This window comes from Enterobacter sp. HK-058-C-ECC, from assembly GCF_047531125.1.
Taxonomy (GTDB): Bacteria; Pseudomonadota; Gammaproteobacteria; order Enterobacterales; family Enterobacteriaceae; genus Enterobacter; species Enterobacter quasiroggenkampii.
This window is the reverse complement of sequence record NZ_JBLKCH010000010.1, coordinates 120,480-139,007: the sequence shown is the minus strand read 5'-3', so window position 1 is coordinate 139,007 and position 18,528 is coordinate 120,480. Positions and strand designations below refer to the sequence as shown.

The following is an 18,528-nucleotide window of genomic DNA, read 5'->3' as shown; positions in this document are numbered from 1 at the left end:
TTTATAGGCCGGGTAAGGCGAAGCTGCCACCCGGCAATGTTTTACTGCAGCGCGTCGAGGATACGGTATGCCGCCTCAACGCGTGCCGGGTTCGGATAGCTTTTATTCGCCAGCATCACAATGCCGAGCTGCTTTTCAGGAATAAATGCCACGTAGCTGCCAAATCCGCCGGTAGAGCCCGTTTTATGGACCCAGGAGGCCTTAACCGGTGGTGCCGGTGGATTCACTTCTCTTGCAGGCAACGGCGCCAGCGCCACCTTATTGTCGCTGCCCCCGACCACCGTTTGGGCGTCGACCGGCCAGTTCAGCATTTCCCAGCCCAATCCTTGATACATGGCTCCCACGCGCCAGTAGCGAGACTGTGCCAGGGCGATACCGTGCTGAAGTGGGGAAGCCTGAAGGGAGTCCGGCATCATGTTGACCATCACCCAGCTTGCCATATCCTGCACGTTGGTTTTTACGCCATAGGCTTCCGCGTCCAGCATCCCTGGCGAAACGTGGACCGCTTTACCGTCACGGTATCCCCAGGCGTAATGCGCCTCTTCCGCTTTCGGGACGTTAATCCAGGTATGGTCCAGCTTGAGCGGCTTAAAGACCCGCGTCGTCATGGCCTGCTCATAGCTCATGCCGGAGGGTTTGACCGCCAGCGCGCCAAAAAGACCGATGCTGGTGTTAGCGTAAAGACGCGTGGTGCCCGGCTTCCACTTTGGCTGCCAGTTTTGATAAAAGCGCAGCAGGGAGGCGGTATCCGTGACCTCATCCGGCACCTGCAACGGCAGACCGCCTGCGGTATAGGTTGCCAGATCCAGCATGCGAATGCCCTGCCACTGCTTGCCCGTGAGCTCAGGCCAGTATCTGGTCACCGGATCGCCCAGCGCTATTTCACCGCGCGCAATCGCATCGCCACCCAATACGCCGGTGAAGGTTTTACTTATCGAACCCAGCTCGAACAAGGTTTGCGGGGTGACGGGTTTGTCCGCTGCAACATCAGCTTTACCGAAGGTAAAGTAGTGCGGCTGACCCTGATAAATCACCGCCACCGCCATACCCGGGATGGCCTGCGCTTTCATCAGCGGCGTAACGGTACGTTCCACCACCTCAGCCAGCTGTTTTTCTGACATCGGTGCAGCTAATACTGAGCAGGAGGCGCTGAGCAGCAGGGCACAGCTTAGGGATTTTTTCATCATCAGTTATCTTCCGTAATAGCGGTTCAAGGGAGTGTCCGGGCCCGTCAGACCGCTGTAGTCTGTGAGATTTGACTGTGGCTGACAAACGGTTAAATTTAGCATTAGCTGTTAATTTTTCTAACGGACGAGACCATGACGCGCAGCTATCTTCCTCTTAATTCCCTGCGGGCGTTTGAAGCCGCCGCCAGGCACCTCAGTTTTACGCATGCCGCTATCGAGCTGAATGTCACCCATTCCGCGATTAGCCAGCACGTAAAGGCGCTGGAGCAGCACCTTAATTGCCAGCTGTTCGTCCGCGTTTCCCGTGGGCTGATGTTGACCACGGAAGGCGAGAATTTGCTGCCGGTACTGAATGACTCGTTCGACCGAATTGCCGGAATGCTGGATCGCTTTGCCAGCCAGCGCGCTCAGGAGAAGCTGAAAATTGGCGTGGTGGGTACCTTTGCTACGGGGATGTTATTCTCGCAGCTCGCTGACTTTCGTCGCTGCTATCCGCATATCGATCTTCAGCTGTCGACGCACAACAATCGCGTCGATCCGGCAGCCGAGGGGCTTGATTACGCCATTCGCTATGGTGGTGGGGCGTGGCACGGTACGGAAGCGACATTTCTCTGTTCTGCGCCGCTGGCACCGCTTTGCACGCCTGATATCGCTGCCGCGTTGCATACTCCTGCCGATATCCTGAAGTTTACCCTGCTGCGTTCTTACCGGCGCGACGAGTGGACCGCCTGGATGCAGGCCGCGGGAGAAAACCCGCCTTCACCGACGCACCGGGTGATGGTATTTGATTCGTCCGTGACCATGCTGGAAGCCGCGCAGGCAGGCGTGGGCATAGCGATTGCCCCTGTCGATATGTTTACCCACCTGCTGAACAGTGAGCGCATTGTGCAACCCTTTGCGACGCAGATTGATCTTGGCAGCTACTGGCTCACGAGGCTGCAGTCACGCGCAGAAACGCCCGCAATGAGTGAGTTTGCCCAGTGGCTGGTGGGGAAGATGCAGAAATAAAAGGCCCGCCGGATGGCGGGCCAGAGGCGTCAGAGGGTGACCACCGCAATCAGCGTCACCACGGTCAGGATGGTCGCCAGACCGTAGAATACCCATTTCCCGCTCGGTACATGGATTTTCAGGTCATGCATCGCATGGTGAATACGGTGCAGGCCACACCACAGCGGCAGGACGATCATCAGGAAGATGAACACGCGGCCGATAAAGCTGCTCGCGAACGCCAGTACGCGCTCGTAGCTCAGCGCATCGCCCGGGAACAGCCCCAGCGGCAGCATAATGCCGACCAGCAGAATGATGACGGGGGCAATGATGGCACTCCACATGCCGCCTGCGCCAAAGAGGCCCCAGAAGACCGGCTCATCAGAACGTTTTGGATTTGGATTGATCACAATAGTCTCCTTACCAGAACAGTGCGACAAACAGAATGACCACGGTGACCAGAACCGTCACCGCCCAGAGCCCCTTAATCACCGGCTCTGGCCCCATTTTCTCGCCTTTTACAATGATGTTCGCCGCTTTTGGCGCCAGTTCAAACCAGGTTTTGGTATGCAGCAGCGCGGCCGCAAGCACGATCAGGTTCAGAATGACTATGATCGGGTTTTGCAGGAAACCGACGAAGCTGGCCCAGGTTTCCGGGCCATGCTTGAGGGCAAAAACGCCGTACATCAGCTCAAGGCTGAACCAGACCGCCGGTACCGCCGTGCCTTCACGCAGCATGTAGAAGCGATAAAACGGCAGGTTTTTCCACCAGGTGGACGGCACAGGCCGCACATAGGCTTTGCGTTTAGTCGTCATCATGCACTCCTTAGCGTGGTTTCAGGGTAGCGATAAGAAAGTCTTTCGAGCTTTCCACTTTACCCTGCTGAATAGCGGCGGCCGGGTCGACGTGCTTCGGACAGACTTCGGAGCAATAACCCACAAAGGTACAGGTCCAGACGCCGTTCTGGCTGTTAAGCTGCGCCATACGTTCTTTTTTACCGTGGTCGCGGCTGTCTTCGTTATAGCGGTGCGCCAGGGTAATGGCGGCCGGGCCGATGAACTCGGGGTTCAGGCCAAACTGTGGACAGGCAGCGTAGCAAAGACCGCAGTTGATGCAGCCGGAGAACTGATGGTATTTCGCCATCTGAGCCGGGGTCTGGGTGTTTGGCCCCTGATCCGGCGTGCGCGGGTTGCCGATGATGTAGGGCTTAATGGCTTCCAGGCTTTCGATAAAGTGGGTCATATCGACCACCAGATCGCGTTCAATCGGGAAGTTGCCCAGGGCTTCGACCTTGATGCCTTTGGTATAGTCACGCAGGAAGGTCTTACAGGCCAGCTTCGGCACCTTGTTGACCATCATGCCGCAGGAGCCGCAGATCGCCATGCGGCAGGACCAGCGGTAGCTCAGGTCTGGCGCCAGGTTGTCTTTGATATAGCCGAGCGCGTCCAGCAGGGAGGTTTGCTCGTCGTAAGGGACTTCATAGAAAGCACTGTGCGGTGCGGCATCCACTTCCGGGTTGTAGCGCACCACTTCAACTTTGAGTGTTTGCATCTCAGCCATTCGCCTTCTCCTTCTTCTCGGCGGCTTCTGCTTCTGCACCGTACACGCGTTTAGCCGGTGGCAGCGTGGTGATTTTCACGTCGCTGTAGTCCAGACGTGTGGTGCCATCCGCATCGCGCCAGGCGAGCGTGTGTTTCAGGAAGTTGACGTCGTCACGCTCGGTACAGCCTTCGTCCAGACGCTGGTGGGCACCACGCGACTCTTTACGCGCCAGAGCAGAGTGTGCCATACATTCCGCCACGTTCAGGCCGTGGCCCAGTTCGATGGTATAGAGCAGGTCGGTGTTGAAAACGCTGGAGGTATCGGTGATGCGCACGCGCTTGAAGCGCTCTTGCAGTTCCGCCAGCTTGTCGACGGTTTTTTGCATTAGCTCAGGGGTACGGTAGATACCGCAGCCTTCTTCCATCGACAGACCCATCTCGTCGCGGATCTTAGACCAGTTCTCGTTACCTTCCTGGTTCACCAGATCTTTCAGGCGTTTTTCAACGTCGGCGACCTGTGCATCCAGCGCGGCACCGTTGGCTTCGCCTGCGGTTGCCGCCCGCTCCATCGCGCGCTCGCCCGCCATGCGGCCAAAGACGACCAACTCGGCCAGCGAGTTTGAGCCGAGACGGTTGGCGCCGTGCAGACCCACGGAGGAACATTCACCGACGGCGAACAGACCCTTAATACGGGTTTCACACTGCTGATCGGTTTCGATCCCGCCCATGGTGTAGTGCGCCGTTGGGCGTACCGGAATCGGCTCTTTCACCGGATCGACGCCGACGTAGGCTTTCGCCAGCTCGCAGATGAACGGCAGACGTTCCAGCAGTTTTTTCTCGCCCAGATGGCGCAGATCGAGATAGACCACATCGCCGCGCGGCGTGGAAATAGTGTTGCCTTTGCGCCACTCGTGCCAGAAAGCCTGAGAGACTTTGTCACGCGGGCCGAGCTCCATGTACTTGTTCTTCGGCTCGCCGAGCGGGGTTTCCGGACCCATGCCGTAATCCTGCAGGTAGCGGTAGCCGTTTTTGTTGACCAGAATACCGCCTTCACCGCGGCAGCCTTCCGTCATCAGAATGCCGGATCCTGGCAGACCGGTTGGGTGATATTGCACGAATTCCATATCGCGCAGCGGCACGCCGTGGCTGAGCGCCATACCCATACCATCGCCGGTAACGATGCCGCCGTTGGTGTTATAACGATAAACGCGGCCCGCACCGCCCGTCGCCATCACCACCGCATTAGCGCGGATCTGGACGAGCGTGCCTTCCATCATATTCATCGCCACCAGGCCGCGCGCGTGTCCCTCATCCACCAGAATGTCGAGGACGAAATGCTCATCGAAGCGCTGAATTTGTGGGAACTGAAGGGAGGTCTGGAACAGGGTGTGCAGCATGTGGAAGCCGGTCTTATCGGCAGCGAACCAGGTGCGTTCGATCTTCATGCCGCCGAAGCGGCGAACGTTGACGCTGCCGTCCGGACGGCGGCTCCACGGACAACCCCACTGCTCAAGCTGGGTCATCTCCGTTGGACAATGGTGCACAAAGTAGTCAACGACATCCTGTTCACAAAGCCAGTCGCCCCCTGCAACCGTGTCGTGGAAATGGTATTCAAAGCTGTCATGATCCTGCGCAACGGCGGCGGACCCTCCTTCTGCGGCCACCGTGTGGCTGCGCATTGGATAGACTTTTGAAATCAATGCGATTTTAGCGTTGGGATTAGCTTGCGCTGCAGCAATCGCAGCACGTAATCCAGCCCCGCCAGCGCCTATTACGGCAAGATCGGCCTGAAAAGTTTGCACGACATTCCTCCAGATTTTTGTTATTTCGCAACGCGACAAACTAAAGGTAGTTCACCCGTCCAAAAGGACGATTGCGAAAGCGTTTCCACTGCTCCTTTATGGGTAAAACAGTATAACCGTGTAGATGTCAGGGAAATTTGACGTGTTCGATTTTTTTGCTGTTCTGTCCGGCGATTTATCATTGAGATTGATGAATTGCATCACGCAATTGTTCACCTAAATGAAATGCGCTTTTTTACTGCGCAAAATTTGTCTCTGTCCCTGCTAACGAGTAGACTTCGTGCCCTTGTCTGAAATCGGAGAACAACTCATGAGCGAAACGGCCACCTGGGAGCCGAGCGCATCCATCCCTAATCTGTTAAAACGCGCTGCAATTATGACGGAGATCCGCCGTTTCTTTGCCGACCGCGGCGTCCTGGAGGTGGAAACCCCGTGCATGAGTCAGGCAACGGTAACGGATATTCATCTGGTCCCGTTTGAAACCCGTTTTGTTGGCCCCGGCCACTCTCAGGGCATGAATTTGTATCTGATGACCAGCCCGGAATACCACATGAAACGCCTGCTGGCGGCGGGGTGTGGTCCGGTCTATCAGCTGTGCCGCAGTTTCCGTAATGAAGAGATGGGGCGTCACCACAACCCGGAATTCACCATGCTGGAGTGGTACCGACCGCATTATGATATGTACCGCCTGATGAATGAGGTGGACGATCTGCTGCAGCAGGTCCTGGACTGCTCTGAAGCTGAAACGCTCTCTTATCAGCAGGCCTTCCAGCGCTATCTGGAAATCGATCCGCTGTCGGCGGACAAAACCCAGCTGCGCGAAGTGGCGGCAAAACTGGATCTGAGCAACGTGGCGGATACCGAAGAGGATCGCGACACGCTGCTGCAGCTGCTGTTCACCTTCGGCGTGGAACCACAGATTGGCAAAGACCGTCCGACGTTTGTCTATCACTTCCCGGCAAGCCAGGCGTCACTGGCGCAGATCAGTACCGAAGACCATCGTGTCGCAGAGCGTTTTGAGGTCTATTACAAAGGTATTGAGCTGGCGAACGGCTTCCACGAACTGACCGACGCCCGCGAGCAGGCGCAGCGTTTCGAGCAGGATAACCGCAAGCGCGCCGCGCGCGGCCTGCCACAGCAGCCGATCGATACCAACCTGCTGGAAGCGTTAAAAGCGGGCCTGCCGGATTGCTCCGGCGTGGCGCTGGGCGTAGACCGTCTGGTGATGCTGGCGCTGGGCGCCGAGCAACTGGGCGATGTGATTGCCTTTACGGTCGATCGCGCTTAAAGAATTGCCGGGTGGCGCTGTCGCTTACCCGGCCTACTCGGTCACTTGGCCCTGCCACATTAAAAACTGCCATATTATCAATATACGGGTGTTTTTCTTAATTTGGCCCTTATAGCCACAATATTAGTCTGGTCTTCTGCTACCATCCGCGCAGTTTAATTCCGCTTTGGATGGTTCTATGTCCCACTCACTCAAAAAGATGACCCTCACTGGGCTCATCCTGATGATATTTACCTCAGTGTTTGGCTTTGCCAACAGCCCCTCCGCGTTCTATCTGATGGGCTATAGCGCGACGCCGTTTTATATCGTTTCTGCTCTGTTCTTCTTTATCCCGTTTGCGCTGATGATGGCGGAGATGGGCTCGGCTTACCGGAAAGAAGAGGGCGGGATTTACTCATGGATGAACAACAGCGTCGGCCCGCGTTATGCCTTTATCGGTACGTTTATGTGGTTTTCATCCTACGTCGTCTGGATGGTCAGTACGGCCGCTAAAGTCTGGGTGCCGTTCTCGACGTTTGTTTTCGGCGCCGATAAAACCCAGGTCTGGTCGTTAGCCGGGCTGAGCTCCACGCAGGTCGTTGGGATTCTGGCGGTATGCTGGATGGTTGTCGTGACGCTGGTGGCGTCTAAAGGTATCAATAAAATTGCCCGGATTACCGCCGTGGGCGGGATTTCCGTGATGTGCCTGAACCTGGTGCTGCTGCTGGTGAGTATCGCTATCCTGTGCCTGAACGGTGGTCATTTTGCGCAGGAGGTGAACTTCGTTTCATCGCCGAATCCAGGTTACCAGTCCGGGCTGGCTATGCTCTCCTTCGTGGTGTTTGCCATCTTCGCTTACGGCGGCATTGAAGCCGTTGGCGGTCTGGTCGACAAGACCGAGAACCCGGAGAAAAACTTTGCCAAAGGCATTATTTTTGCCGCCATCGTGATTTCCATCGGCTATTCGCTGGCGATTTTCCTCTGGGGGGTCAGCACCAACTGGCAACAGGTGTTGAGCAACAGCACCACCAACCTCGGGAACATCACCTATGTGCTGATGAAAAGCCTGGGGATGACGCTGGGGCAGGCGATGAACCTGACGCCGGATGCGGCGGCAACGCTGGGCATTTGGTTTGCGCGTATTACCGGTCTGTCGATGTTCCTCGCCTATACCGGCGCATTCTTCACGCTGATCTATTCGCCGCTGAAAGCGATTATCCAGGGTACGCCGAAGGCGCTGTGGCCTGCGCGCATGACCCAGCTCAACACGACGGGGATGCCTGCTAACGCGATGTGGATGCAGTGCCTGCTGGTATGTGCGTTCATTCTGCTGGTGTCATTTGGCGGCGATACGGCGTCTGCGTTTTACAACAAGCTGACCCTGATGGCAAACGTGTCGATGACCCTGCCGTACCTGTTCCTGACCCTGGCGTTCCCGTTCTTTAAGGCGAAGCAGGACCTTGAACGTCCGTTTGTGATCTTCAAAACCCGCGCGGCAACGCTGCTGGCCACCACGGTGGTGCTGCTGGTGGTGGCGTTTGCCAACATCTTCACCATTATTCAGCCGGTGATTGAGGCGAACGACTGGAACAGCGCACTGTGGATGGTAGGCGGTCCCATCTTCTTCTCGCTGCTGGCGATGGGGATTTATGAGAATTACCGTCGACGCGCGACGGCGTACGTCGCAGAAGTGGCGTAGCGGGAATATTCCCCTCCCGAAAGGGAGGGGAGACGCGTTACAGGCTGCCCGCCGGGCGCGTACGCGCCGCTGACGTCAGCGTTCTTCCCGTTTTACGCCCGTCCAGGCTTTCCAGACGCATCTGGAACGGTGGGAACGGCATATCAATACCGTGCTCGCGGAAGCCCGCCAGAATCAGCTGGTGGATCTCATGGCGCAGCGGCATACGGTGCCCCATTTCGGCGGCGTAGATACGCAGCTCAAAAATCTGGATCCCCTGCTGTAAATCCACAAGGAAGACTTCCGGCGCCGGGTTGTCGATCACCAGCGAGCAGCGCTCAGCGGCGGTGTAGAGGATCTGGGTGACCTCTTCGCTGTTAGCGTCCGACGGTGCCGGTACCGTCAGCACCACACGGGTAACGGAGTCTGACAGCGACCAGTTGATGAACTGCTCGGTAATAAACGCCTTGTTTGGCACGATGATCTCTTTCCGATCCCAGTCGCTGATCGTCGTCGCACGGGTGTTGATCTTCGTGATACTGCCGGTCAGATCGCGGATCGTGACGGTATCGCCAATACGGATCGGTTTTTCGAACAGTATGATCAGGCCAGAGATGAAGTTGGCGAAGATCTCCTGCAAACCAAAACCTAACCCGACGCCGAGCGCTGCGACGAGCCACTGGAGCTTCGACCACTCAATGCCGATCATCGAGAAGCCAACCAGTCCACCAAACAGCATGATCAGATACTTGGTAATGGTCGTGATCGCATAGCCCGTACCCGGCGTTAAATCCAGATGCTGCAGCAGCGCCAGCTCCAGCAGCGCCGGGAAGTTGCGCACCAGCTGGGTGGTGATGATCAGCACCAGAATGGCAATCAGCACTGCCCCTAGAGTGATCGGCTCCAGGCTTTCAACGCCCTGCACCGTGGAGGTCACATCCCACAGCGAGATGTTCTCCAGGAAGCCAAATGCGGAGTGGATCTCCGACCACAGGAAGATGACCGACAGGAGTGCAATCAGCATCAGAATAGAGCGAACCAGACGCAGGGACTGGGTACTGATGGCATCCAGATCCAGCTCGACCTCATCCGCCTCCGTCGTGCCTTCCGTACTGTTGACGTGGTTTGGCTCTTCCTCACCCCGCGCGCGCTGGGCGAGGATCTCCGCTCGGCGATGTTTGGCACGATCAAACGCCAGACGGCGGCGCTGAATCAGCATCCAGCGGCGGATCACGTGATACACCACCAGCAGCAGGAACCAGATGGCCACCGAGGTTTCCAGACGTGCCAACAGCGCCTGCGACGTCGCCAGGTAACCCACCGCGGCTGCCAGCATCGCAATCAACGGTGCGCTGAGCAGCAGGTTCCAGAGCAGCCGGTTGAACATGTTGTCGCCGCTGCCGGTTTTATCCAGATAGAGCGGAATACCCGCGCGTTTCAGGCTGAGCGTGACGATAGCCAGCGCTCCACATATCAGCATAAAGCAGAGGCGGCCCAACGAGCCTGAGAATTCGCGGTCGTTGAGATTATCGAACATGATCAGCGCCATAATCAGCGGCACAATCAGCCCGATGCTCATCAGATAGTAACGCATGGCGCGCGCCACGCGATTACGCGGCCAGCCAAAGTGGGCGATAAACAGGCCATTGGGTCGCGCAAAGGTGGCGCAAATCATCACCACCCACAGCAGCGGCACCGTGGCGGTGACGCCATCGCCAATCGCTACCGCGAGCGGATAGGGCCAGGCTTCCCGCAGGCCATAGCCCAGCGTCATCCACAGCACAGGCAGCGGGGAGGCGACAAGAATCGACCAGAATACGGTGCGCAACGTCAGCCAGAAGTGATCCTGGGTAACCTTCCCCACCCGGGAGCTGGAACGCTCGAGGAAGCGGGTGAAATGTCTGCGCGAGTAAATGCTGAAGCCCACCAGAATCAACGCCCCCAGCAGCGGGAAAATGGTCTCTTTGCTGGTGAGCATCATCACGCTGGCCTGTCCCAGCTGGCTGAAGGTATCCAGCGAAATCAGACGGCGCAGATCCTGGACAATCTCTATTGGCCACGAGAAGGTCATCGGACGCACGTCGGACGTCCAGAAGAGATAACGGTGCGTCGCCTCGTTCACCTCTTTCAGCGCATCTTCCAGCTGGCTGTTGGACACTTTTAGCTTGGTCAGCTCCAGAATCAGCGTATCCCCGCCCTGGAGCAGAGAGTTCAGCAGTTCACGCTGGGTACGCATCTGGGCTTCAAGAATGCGGTTTTGCTCGCTGGTCAGAGGCTGTCCGTCAGCCTGACGGATCTGGCGGATTTGCGGCTGTTTGTTGAGAAGATCTTCAAAATGCAGCCGTTGAACGCGCAGCTGGGCCATTTCGGTGTCCAGCTGCTGCGGTTTGGGCATTTCCGGCAGCCGCGCGACCTGGGCGCGCAGCGCTTCGCCCAGCAGGTTTGACGATCCGAGCCACTGGGACTGTTCGCGCAGGGTGTTAAGCGCCTGGCGAACCTGAAGGGTTTGATTGGTGGCCTGACGCTGCTGCGAGGCCACCAGATCCATACGCTGCGCCTGTTGGTTCAGCGCGGCCGAAAGCTCACGGTTGACCTTAAACTGCTGGACGATGCCGGCAGGCAGGTTATCGCTGTTTTCTGCCAGCAGCTCGGTACTTTCCAGCGCGCGCTCCGCTTCACGCTGGCGCTGGCTGTTGAGCTGGTTGCGCAGGGCCTGAAGATACGCGTCCAGCTGCTCGCTCTGCTTCTGAGCGAGTTCTGAGCGCATCCGTGACAGCTCCTGGCGGTTATTGGCGGAAAGCTGCGCCAGCTCAAGCTCATCGACAAGGGCCTTCAGGCGAGCCGATTCTGCCTGCAGGCCCAGATTTTGGGCCTGTGCCTGCGGCGTGTTGCCGTTTTGCGTACCCACGCGGCGCTCAACTTCATTAAGCTGGCGACGGGCGTCGGTTTGCTGCTGCGGAAGCTGGCTGAGAGAGTCGGCAATTTCGCGCGCTCGCTCCTGCTCCTGCTGAGCAAGGCGGCTCTTTTCCAGAAGCTGGCTGCTGACCTGCAGGATCTCCTGGTTCAGCGCGTCGGATGTCATCCCTGCGGGCACATCGCGCGGCTCGTCACGCAAGTTATTGAGCTGCGCGCGCAGTGTCTGCGAGAGTTTGGGGAAGTTGTCGATAACCTGCTGATATTGCTGAGCGCGCTCAAGCGAGCCTTTTCGCTCCTCAAGCGCGTTCAGTGCGGACTGGAGCGACTCGACGGTTTCTGGCTGAGCGGGTTTGGCCGCTTTTGCCTGCTCCAGTTCCTGGGTTATCTGTTTGGCGTCGGGGGCTGTCGCTGCGTACGCCCCCATGCTGAGGCACCAGGCCATCAGTAGAACGATAATCGGGCGCACGTCAGCGATCCTTCTGTTGTTAGCCTTCGTCTTTTTTGTCGTCAACCAGCGGGCTGGCGTCGTGCTCGGCCTGGATCTCTTGCTGTGACAGCGGAGCAGGCTCTGCCTCTGGCGTCACGAAGGTTTCAGTAGAGACCGCCAGCGGCTGGCCCAGCTTTGTCACCGACAGGCTTTCAAGCTGTTCAGCCAGCTTCACTTTGCCCGGCGCAAACAGGTTGATCACGGTGGAGCCCAGCTTAAAGCGACCCATCTCCTGGCCTTTCAGCAGGGCCACAGAGCCTTCCGCTTCACCGGCAGGCCAGGTCCAGCGTTTGATCACGCCTTCGCGCGGTGGGGTAATGGTGCCAGCCCAGACGGTTTCGATGCTGCCGACGATGGTCGCACCGACCAGAATCTGTGCCATAGGGCCGAATTCAGTATCAAACAGGCAGATGACGCGCTCGTTACGGGCAAACAGGTTTGGCACGTTCTGCGCGGTGAGGTGGTTCACGGAGAACAGATCGCCCGGGACGTAAATCATTTCACGCAGGATGCCGTTACACGGCATGTGCACGCGGTGGTAGTCGCGCGGTGACAGATAGGTGGTGGCAAAGGTACCGTTGCGGAACAGATCCGCCATCAGGTAGTTACCCGCCAGCAGCGCTTCCAGGCTGTAGTTATGGCCCTTCGCCTGCAGAATTTTGTCGTCTTCGATGTTACCCAACTGGCTGATCACGCCGTCTGCCGGCATCACCAGGACGTTAGGGTCGGTGTTCACCGGGCGCACGTCGTCACGCAGCGGGCGCACGAAGAATTCGTTGAAGGTGCGGTAGCTGGCGGTATCCGGCTTCTGCGCCTCTTTCATATCGACCTTGTAATATTTTACGAAAAGGTCGATGACCAGTTTGGTCAGCCAGCCTGCGCGTTTGCTCGCGCCCCAGCCCGCCAGGCGAGTGAGCCACAGTTTTGGCAGAATGTATTGAAGCGAAAGTTTAAATGCGTTTAACAAGGTAGCCTCCAGGCCATTGTTTTGTCGTTCCTGATCCGGCGTTAAGCCGCCGGAACCTGAAAAAAGGGGACGATTTTAGCGATGCTTAGCTTAGTTGTCAGTTATCAGAATCAGAAAAGTTTTTACGCGTTTTTACCTGATCCATGCTCTCAAGAATACGGTGGTAATTCTCGAAGCGGGTCTCCGCAATTTCGCCTTTCTCAACCGCTTCACGTATAGCGCAGCCTGGGTCGTTATCGTGTTTACAGTCGCGGTACTTGCAAGCGCCTAAATAATCATGGAATTCGACAAATCCGTTAAAGATTTGTTCCGGCTCCAGGTGCCATAAACCGAACTCTCGCACGCCCGGGGAGTCGATGACATCGCCCCCGTGCGGGAAGTGATACAGGCGTGACGCGGTGGTGGTGTGCTGGCCCAGGCCCGAGACATCAGAGACATCGTTGGTGAGGATCTCTTGTTGCAGACCAAGCAGGTTGTTCAGCAGGCTCGATTTGCCCACGCCGGACTGGCCTGCAAAGATGCTGATGCGATCGGTAAGCGCCTCTTCCAGCGGTTTTAGGCCATCTTTGGTGTAGCTGGAGACCATCAGGACGCGGTAGCCAATCTTGCGATAGATATCCATCTGCTCATTGACGAAGGCCATTCCGTCGTCGTCCAGCAGATCGATTTTGTTCAGCACGATAATCGGCTCAACCTGCAGCGTTTCGCAGGCGACGAGGTATCGGTCGATAATATTGAGCGACAGTTCGGGCAAAATCGCCGATACGATAACAATCTGGTTAATGTTGGCGGCAATCGGTTTGACCCCGTCGTAGAAATCGGGACGGGTTAACACAGACGTGCGCTCATGGACCGCTTCAACGATACCTTTTACCGTCACGCCTTCCGCCGCCTCTTTCCCCGGCCGCCAGACGACGCGGTCGCCGGTCACCAGAGAACGAATGGTCCGGCGGATGTTGCAGCGGTGAATCGCTCCATCGGCGGATTCCACGTCAGCGTGCATACCGAAACGGCTGATGACTACGCCTTCCGTTGGGTCGCCAAACAGGTTGTCGTCGTAATCGACCTTCTCCGCAGTGGTTTTAAGACGGCGCTGGTGATTGGCATTCACGCGGCGCTGCTGCCCTTTGGAGAGTTTATTTTTACTCAATCGCACTGGCTCCTGGTCGCCCGTAGGGGGCAAAACCTCTATGATACACTCTAATTAATACTAGTTAACCTGCTACTGCCGGTTATGCGAGAAGGGTGGAAAATAACATGAGCGCGGATGAAAACAACCTGATTTGGATCGATCTCGAAATGACCGGGCTGGATCCCGAGCGCGATCGCATCATTGAAATTGCAACCCTGGTGACGGACGCCAACCTGAATATCCTGGCGGAAGGGCCAACGATAGCGGTGCATCAGTCCGATGACCAGCTGGCGTTGATGGATGAGTGGAACGTGCGTACCCACACCGGCAGTGGTCTGGTGGAGCGCGTGAAGGCGAGCACCATGGGTGACCGTGAGGCGGAGCTGGCGACGCTTGAGTTCCTGAAACAGTGGGTTCCGGCGGGCAAATCGCCTATCTGTGGGAATAGTATCGGTCAGGATCGTCGTTTCCTGTTTAAGTACATGCCGGAGCTGGAGTCTTACTTCCACTACCGCTATCTGGATGTCAGCACGTTGAAAGAGCTGGCGCGTCGCTGGAAGCCTGAAATCCTCGACGGCTTTAAAAAGCAGGGGACGCATCAGGCGATGGACGATATCCGAGAGTCCGTGGCGGAGCTTTCCTACTACCGCGAAAACTTTATTAAGCTGTGATTTTGAGATCCGGCGCCTTGCGTGGCCGGGTTTTTGTCGTTAAATTGTTCAGCTTGCCGATTAAATAAGCATTTGAACTGAATTTCGAAAAAATCGCTTTAAGGGGGGTTGCAGCTAAAAGGATTTCTCGTATAATGCGCCTCCCGTAACGACAGAGAATTACACGTTACGACAGCAACAAAAGCAGTGCAGATTTGCGGGAATAGCTCAGTTGGTAGAGCACGACCTTGCCAAGGTCGGGGTCGCGAGTTCGAGTCTCGTTTCCCGCTCCAAAATTTGAAAGTGCTTTCACAGCACAGACTGCCCAAGCGGGAATAGCTCAGTTGGTAGAGCACGACCTTGCCAAGGTCGGGGTCGCGAGTTCGAGTCTCGTTTCCCGCTCCAAAATTTGAAAGTGCTTCCACAGCACGGACCACCCAAGCGGGAATAGCTCAGTTGGTAGAGCACGACCTTGCCAAGGTCGGGGTCGCGAGTTCGAGTCTCGTTTCCCGCTCCAAATTCTTCTTCATCTCTAAAATATCCACAGCGAAAAGCGTCGCTGGGGGCGTTTTCTATTGTCTCTGAAATACTCTTGTGAACAGAGTTATCCACAGAAACTGCGCTTAACCGAAACAGGGTTAAAACTTAGCAGGGTGAATAATATCTTCATAACGCACTGTATTTGCAGTATAAAATTTGATTTCAAAATGTTATTGAGATCACTTGACCTCATCTCCAGCCCAGATGGCGCTTGAGTTTGTAATTTTATTCACAGGCTGTGAATAGTTCAGGCATCCCGCGGAAGCCCTTTCTCAATCACCCTCACCAGACGCTGTTTCTTCGGTAGCTGCACCTCGACCACGCAGGCATTACGCTTCTCTATCTGCTGCGCAATCGCCCATTCTATGTGTTCATCAAGAAGTGGGTGCTCACCTCGACGGCTTTCAAGCGCCCGAATATTGGCTTCATCCCACGGGGCATTCCCCAGCGCGACGGCGACATTTCGCAGCCAGCGCAGATGGCCGATACGGCGAATAGCCGAACCCTCCGTCACTTTCAGGAACCAGGCCTCGGACCAGGCGAACAGCTCAATGAGCGGCGGGGCATGGAGCGCCTTACGCGGGCTGAAATCCTCTTCGTCAGTAAGCTGCGAATAGCGGTTCCATGGGCAGATGAGCTGGCAATCATCGCAGCCGTAGATGCGGTTGCCGATAAGCGGTCGGAATTCCTCTGGAATGGCTCCTTCCAGTTCGATAGTCAGGTAGGAGATACAGCGGCGCGCATCAACGGTGTAGGGCTCAACGATGGCGCCGGTAGGGCAGATGGTCATACAGGCCACGCAGCGGCCACAGCCTTCCTCTACCGGGCCGTCTACCGGCAGCGGCAAATCGATCAGCAGTTCACCGAGGAAGAAGAACGATCCGGCGTCGCGGCTAAGGATAAGTGAGTGCTTACCTGTCCAGCCAAGCCCGGCTTTTTCGGCGATCGGACGCTCAAGAATAGGCGCGGAATCGACAAAGGGTCTAAAATTCAGCGAAACACAGTGCTGCTGAATAGTTTCCCCGAGTTTTTTTAAACGGTTACGCAGAAGCTTATGGTAATCACGTCCCAGGGCGTACCGGCTAACGTAACCCAGCGAGGGGTCTTTTAGCGTGCGCGCAAAGGCCGCGTTGGCGGGCAGATAATTCATGCGCACGCTGATGACGCGTAATGTGCCCGGCAAAAGCTCGTGTGGACGGGCGCGCATCATGCCATGACGCGCCATCCACTCCATTTCGCCGTGGTATTGTTTATCCAGCCAGGCCTGCAGTTTCGGCTCGCTGGCGGAAAGGTCGGTATCGGTAATGCCCACCTTCTGGAAGCCAAGCTCAGCACCCCACTGTTTTATTTTTTGCGCTAATTCATTGAGATCGAGGGGCTGTGACATGACGGACCATACGGTGAAGAAAAACCCCGCAAGTATACCACATTCCATCTGGCATGCGGATGACCTCCGGCGCGCCGAAAAAGAGGCTGCAGACAGCCTCGGGATTACCCTGTATGAACTGATGCTGCGCGCGGGTGAGGCGGCATTTGACGTTGCCCGAAGCGCCTTCCCGCAGGCGGCTCACTGGCTGATTCTGTGCGGGCACGGCAACAACGGCGGTGATGGCTACGTCGTTGCACGTCTCGCGGTGGCTGCGGGTCTCCGCGTGACCTTGCTGGCTCTTGAAAGTGATAAACCGCTGCCGGAAGAGGCCTGCGCGGCGCGGGAGGCATGGCTGAACGCAGGCGGTGTGATTCATGCGCCTGATATCGTCTGGCCAGAGGAGGTTGATCTGATTGTTGACGGGCTGCTGGGCACCGGGCTGCGCAGTGCGCCGCGCGAAAACGTTGCCGCGCTTATTGAACACGCTAACAGACATTCCGCGCCGGTAGTCGCCCTGGATATTCCCTCTGGCCTGATGGCACAAACCGGCGCGACGCCGGGGGCGGTGATTCAGGCGGCACATACGGTGACCTTCATCGCCCTCAAGCCGGGGTTACTGACCGGCAAAGCGCGGGATGTCGTCGGCGTGCTGCACCACAGTGCGCTGGGACTGGAGAGCTGGCTCGCCGGGCAGGACATGCGCATCGCGCGTTTTGATGCATCGCAGCTTGCTGAATGGCTCCCGCCGCGCCGGCCGACGTCCCATAAGGGCGATCACGGCAGGCTGGTCATTGTGGGCGGCGACCACGGTACGGCAGGTGCGATTCGCATGACCGGTGAAGCAGCCCTGCGCAGCGGCGCCGGATTAGTGCGAGTGCTCACTCGCATTGAGAATATTGCGCCAATCATCACCGCCCGACCGGAGCTGATGGTCCATGAGCTTACGCTTCAGACGTTAGAGGAAAGTCTCGAATGGGCGGATGTGGTGGTGATCGGTCCCGGGCTTGGACAGCAGGCGTGGGGTAAACAGGCCCTGCAAAAGGTCGAGAATTTTCGCAAACCGATGCTGTGGGATGCCGACGCGCTTAACCTTCTGGCAATAAACCCGGATAAGCGTCACAATCGCATTCTGACGCCACACCCCGGCGAAGCCGCGCGGCTGCTTAACTGCAGCGTGGCAGAAATTGAAAGCGATCGCTTACTTTCTGCTCAGCGTCTGGTAAAACGTTACGGAGGTGTTGCTGTTTTAAAAGGGGCAGGAACCGTTGTCGCCTGTGACGAGACGCAGGGCATTATTGATGCCGGAAATGCGGGCATGGCGAGCGGCGGCATGGGCGATGTGCTTTCCGGCATCATCGGCGCATTGCTTGGACAGAAACTTCCCCTTTATGATGCAGCCTGCGCAGGCTGCGTTGCTCACGGCGTTGCGGCGGATAAACTGGCCGCGCGTTACGGTACACGCGGTATGCTGGCCACCGATCTCTTTTGCACGCTGCGGCGTGTTGTTAACCCGGATGTGATTGACGTAGAAAATGACTAATCGAGCGATTCCTTTACCTGATGAACAAGCCACTTTAGAACTCGGCAAGCGCGTGGCGCAGGCCTGTCAGGGGGCAACCGTCATTTATCTGTATGGTGATTTAGGTGCGGGTAAAACCACCTTCAGCCGGGGTTTTTTGCAGGCGTTAGGGCATAACGGGAATGTGAAAAGCCCAACCTACACGCTGGTAGAACCGTACACCCTTGAAAATCTCATGGTGTACCACTTCGATTTATACCGCCTTGCGGATCCTGAGGAGCTGGAATTTATGGGGATCCGTGATTATTTTGCCAATGATGCCATCTGCCTGGTGGAGTGGCCGCAACAAGGTGCGGGTGTGCTGCCTGACCCGGATGTCGAAATTCACTTAGATTACCAGGCACAAGGGCGTGAGGCACGCATCAGTGCTGTTTCCTCATCAGGCAGTTCCTTACTGGCGCGACTGGCCGGTTAAGCGTAGGGAT

General features: G+C 57.0%; 15 protein-coding genes and 3 tRNA genes. 9 read left to right on the top strand and 9 right to left on the bottom strand.

The features are described 5' to 3' along the window. Positions 1-41: 41 nt before the first annotated feature. Positions 42-1,187: an ACT family cephalosporin-hydrolyzing class C beta-lactamase gene (blaACT, locus tag ACMWJS_RS18335; RefSeq protein WP_414747391.1), complete on the bottom strand. Its 1,146-nt coding sequence runs from the start codon at positions 1,185-1,187 to the stop codon at positions 42-44. 132 nt (positions 1,188-1,319) lie between these two features. Here blaACT and ampR point away from each other — a divergent pair, with 132 nt between their 5' ends. Next, entirely contained in the window at positions 1,320-2,195 is an 876-nt protein-coding gene (gene ampR, locus ACMWJS_RS18330; RefSeq protein ID WP_196347148.1) for a LysR family transcriptional regulator AmpR, read from the top strand. 29 nt (positions 2,196-2,224) lie between these two features. Here the strand turns inward: ampR and frdD are convergent, their stop codons facing one another. Genes frdD through frdA form a run of 4 tightly spaced genes read right to left on the bottom strand, consistent with a single transcriptional unit; the run spans position 2,225 to position 5,518 of the window. Next, positions 2,225-2,584: a fumarate reductase subunit FrdD gene (gene frdD / locus ACMWJS_RS18325; RefSeq protein ID WP_032662398.1), complete on the bottom strand. Its 360-nt coding sequence runs from the start codon at positions 2,582-2,584 to the stop codon at positions 2,225-2,227. Between the two features lie 10 nt (positions 2,585-2,594). Continuing rightward, a complete protein-coding gene (gene frdC, locus ACMWJS_RS18320; protein WP_045909548.1) occupies positions 2,595-2,990 on the bottom strand; it encodes a fumarate reductase subunit FrdC in 396 nt (131 codons plus the stop codon). Between the two features lie 10 nt (positions 2,991-3,000). After that, positions 3,001-3,735 (bottom strand): succinate dehydrogenase/fumarate reductase iron-sulfur subunit, encoded by a 735-nt coding sequence (locus ACMWJS_RS18315; protein ID WP_045909547.1) that lies wholly within the window; start codon positions 3,733-3,735, stop codon positions 3,001-3,003. Next, positions 3,728-5,518: a fumarate reductase (quinol) flavoprotein subunit gene (frdA, locus tag ACMWJS_RS18310; protein WP_262823400.1), complete on the bottom strand. Its 1,791-nt coding sequence runs from the start codon at positions 5,516-5,518 to the stop codon at positions 3,728-3,730. Before frdA ends, ACMWJS_RS18315 begins: the two co-directional genes overlap by 8 nt. A 310-nt stretch (positions 5,519-5,828) precedes the next feature. Here frdA and epmA point away from each other — a divergent pair, with 310 nt between their 5' ends. Further along, complete coding sequence (gene epmA / locus ACMWJS_RS18305) at positions 5,829-6,806, top strand: elongation factor P--(R)-beta-lysine ligase (RefSeq protein WP_045909545.1); 978 nt, start codon at positions 5,829-5,831, stop codon at positions 6,804-6,806. Between the two features lie 178 nt (positions 6,807-6,984). Continuing rightward, positions 6,985-8,484: a glutamate/gamma-aminobutyrate family transporter YjeM gene (gene yjeM / locus ACMWJS_RS18300; protein ID WP_048225263.1), complete on the top strand. Its 1,500-nt coding sequence runs from the start codon at positions 6,985-6,987 to the stop codon at positions 8,482-8,484. Between the two features lie 37 nt (positions 8,485-8,521). Here yjeM and mscM read toward each other — a convergent pair whose 3' ends face one another. The 3 genes from mscM to rsgA all read right to left on the bottom strand — a co-directional run bounded on the left by mscM (position 8,522) and on the right by rsgA (position 13,983). Then, on the bottom strand, positions 8,522-11,845 hold the full coding sequence (gene mscM / locus ACMWJS_RS18295) for a miniconductance mechanosensitive channel MscM (protein ID WP_045909543.1): 3,324 nt from the start codon (positions 11,843-11,845) through the stop codon (positions 8,522-8,524). A gap of 19 nt (positions 11,846-11,864) precedes the next feature. Beyond that, the gene (asd, locus tag ACMWJS_RS18290) at positions 11,865-12,833 is read right to left on the bottom strand and encodes an archaetidylserine decarboxylase (protein WP_414747390.1); all 969 of its coding nucleotides are present in this window, start codon (positions 12,831-12,833) and stop codon (positions 11,865-11,867) included. Between the two features lie 97 nt (positions 12,834-12,930). Further along, on the bottom strand, positions 12,931-13,983 hold the full coding sequence (gene rsgA, locus ACMWJS_RS18285; protein ID WP_008502927.1) for a small ribosomal subunit biogenesis GTPase RsgA: 1,053 nt from the start codon (positions 13,981-13,983) through the stop codon (positions 12,931-12,933). A 107-nt stretch (positions 13,984-14,090) separates the two neighbouring features. On the opposite strand from rsgA, the gene orn reads away from it, so the two are divergent. The 4 genes from orn to ACMWJS_RS18265 all read left to right on the top strand — a co-directional run bounded on the left by orn (position 14,091) and on the right by ACMWJS_RS18265 (position 15,132). Further along, positions 14,091-14,636, top strand: a complete 546-nt coding sequence (orn, locus tag ACMWJS_RS18280) for an oligoribonuclease (RefSeq protein ID WP_008502926.1) — start codon at positions 14,091-14,093, stop codon at positions 14,634-14,636. 196 nt (positions 14,637-14,832) lie between these two features. Then, a tRNA-Gly gene (locus ACMWJS_RS18275) sits at positions 14,833-14,908 on the top strand. Between the two features lie 36 nt (positions 14,909-14,944). After that, positions 14,945-15,020 (top strand) — tRNA-Gly (locus ACMWJS_RS18270). A gap of 36 nt (positions 15,021-15,056) precedes the next feature. Next, a tRNA-Gly gene (locus ACMWJS_RS18265) sits at positions 15,057-15,132 on the top strand. 270 nt (positions 15,133-15,402) lie between these two features. On the opposite strand, the gene queG is transcribed toward ACMWJS_RS18265, so the two are convergent. Next, a complete protein-coding gene (gene queG, locus ACMWJS_RS18260) occupies positions 15,403-16,542 on the bottom strand; it encodes a tRNA epoxyqueuosine(34) reductase QueG (RefSeq protein ID WP_048027851.1) in 1,140 nt (379 codons plus the stop codon). Here queG and nnr point away from each other — a divergent pair. Beyond that, on the top strand, positions 16,541-18,064 hold the full coding sequence (gene nnr / locus ACMWJS_RS18255; protein ID WP_414747389.1) for a bifunctional ADP-dependent NAD(P)H-hydrate dehydratase/NAD(P)H-hydrate epimerase: 1,524 nt from the start codon (positions 16,541-16,543) through the stop codon (positions 18,062-18,064). The two genes, queG and nnr, sit on opposite strands and share 2 nt — an antisense overlap. After that, positions 18,057-18,518 carry a tRNA (adenosine(37)-N6)-threonylcarbamoyltransferase complex ATPase subunit type 1 TsaE gene (gene tsaE / locus ACMWJS_RS18250; RefSeq protein WP_013095283.1) on the top strand — a complete coding sequence of 154 codons (462 nt, stop codon included), beginning with the start codon at positions 18,057-18,059 and terminating at the stop codon, positions 18,516-18,518. Before nnr ends, tsaE begins: the two co-directional genes overlap by 8 nt. Positions 18,519-18,528: the final 10 nt, after the last annotated feature.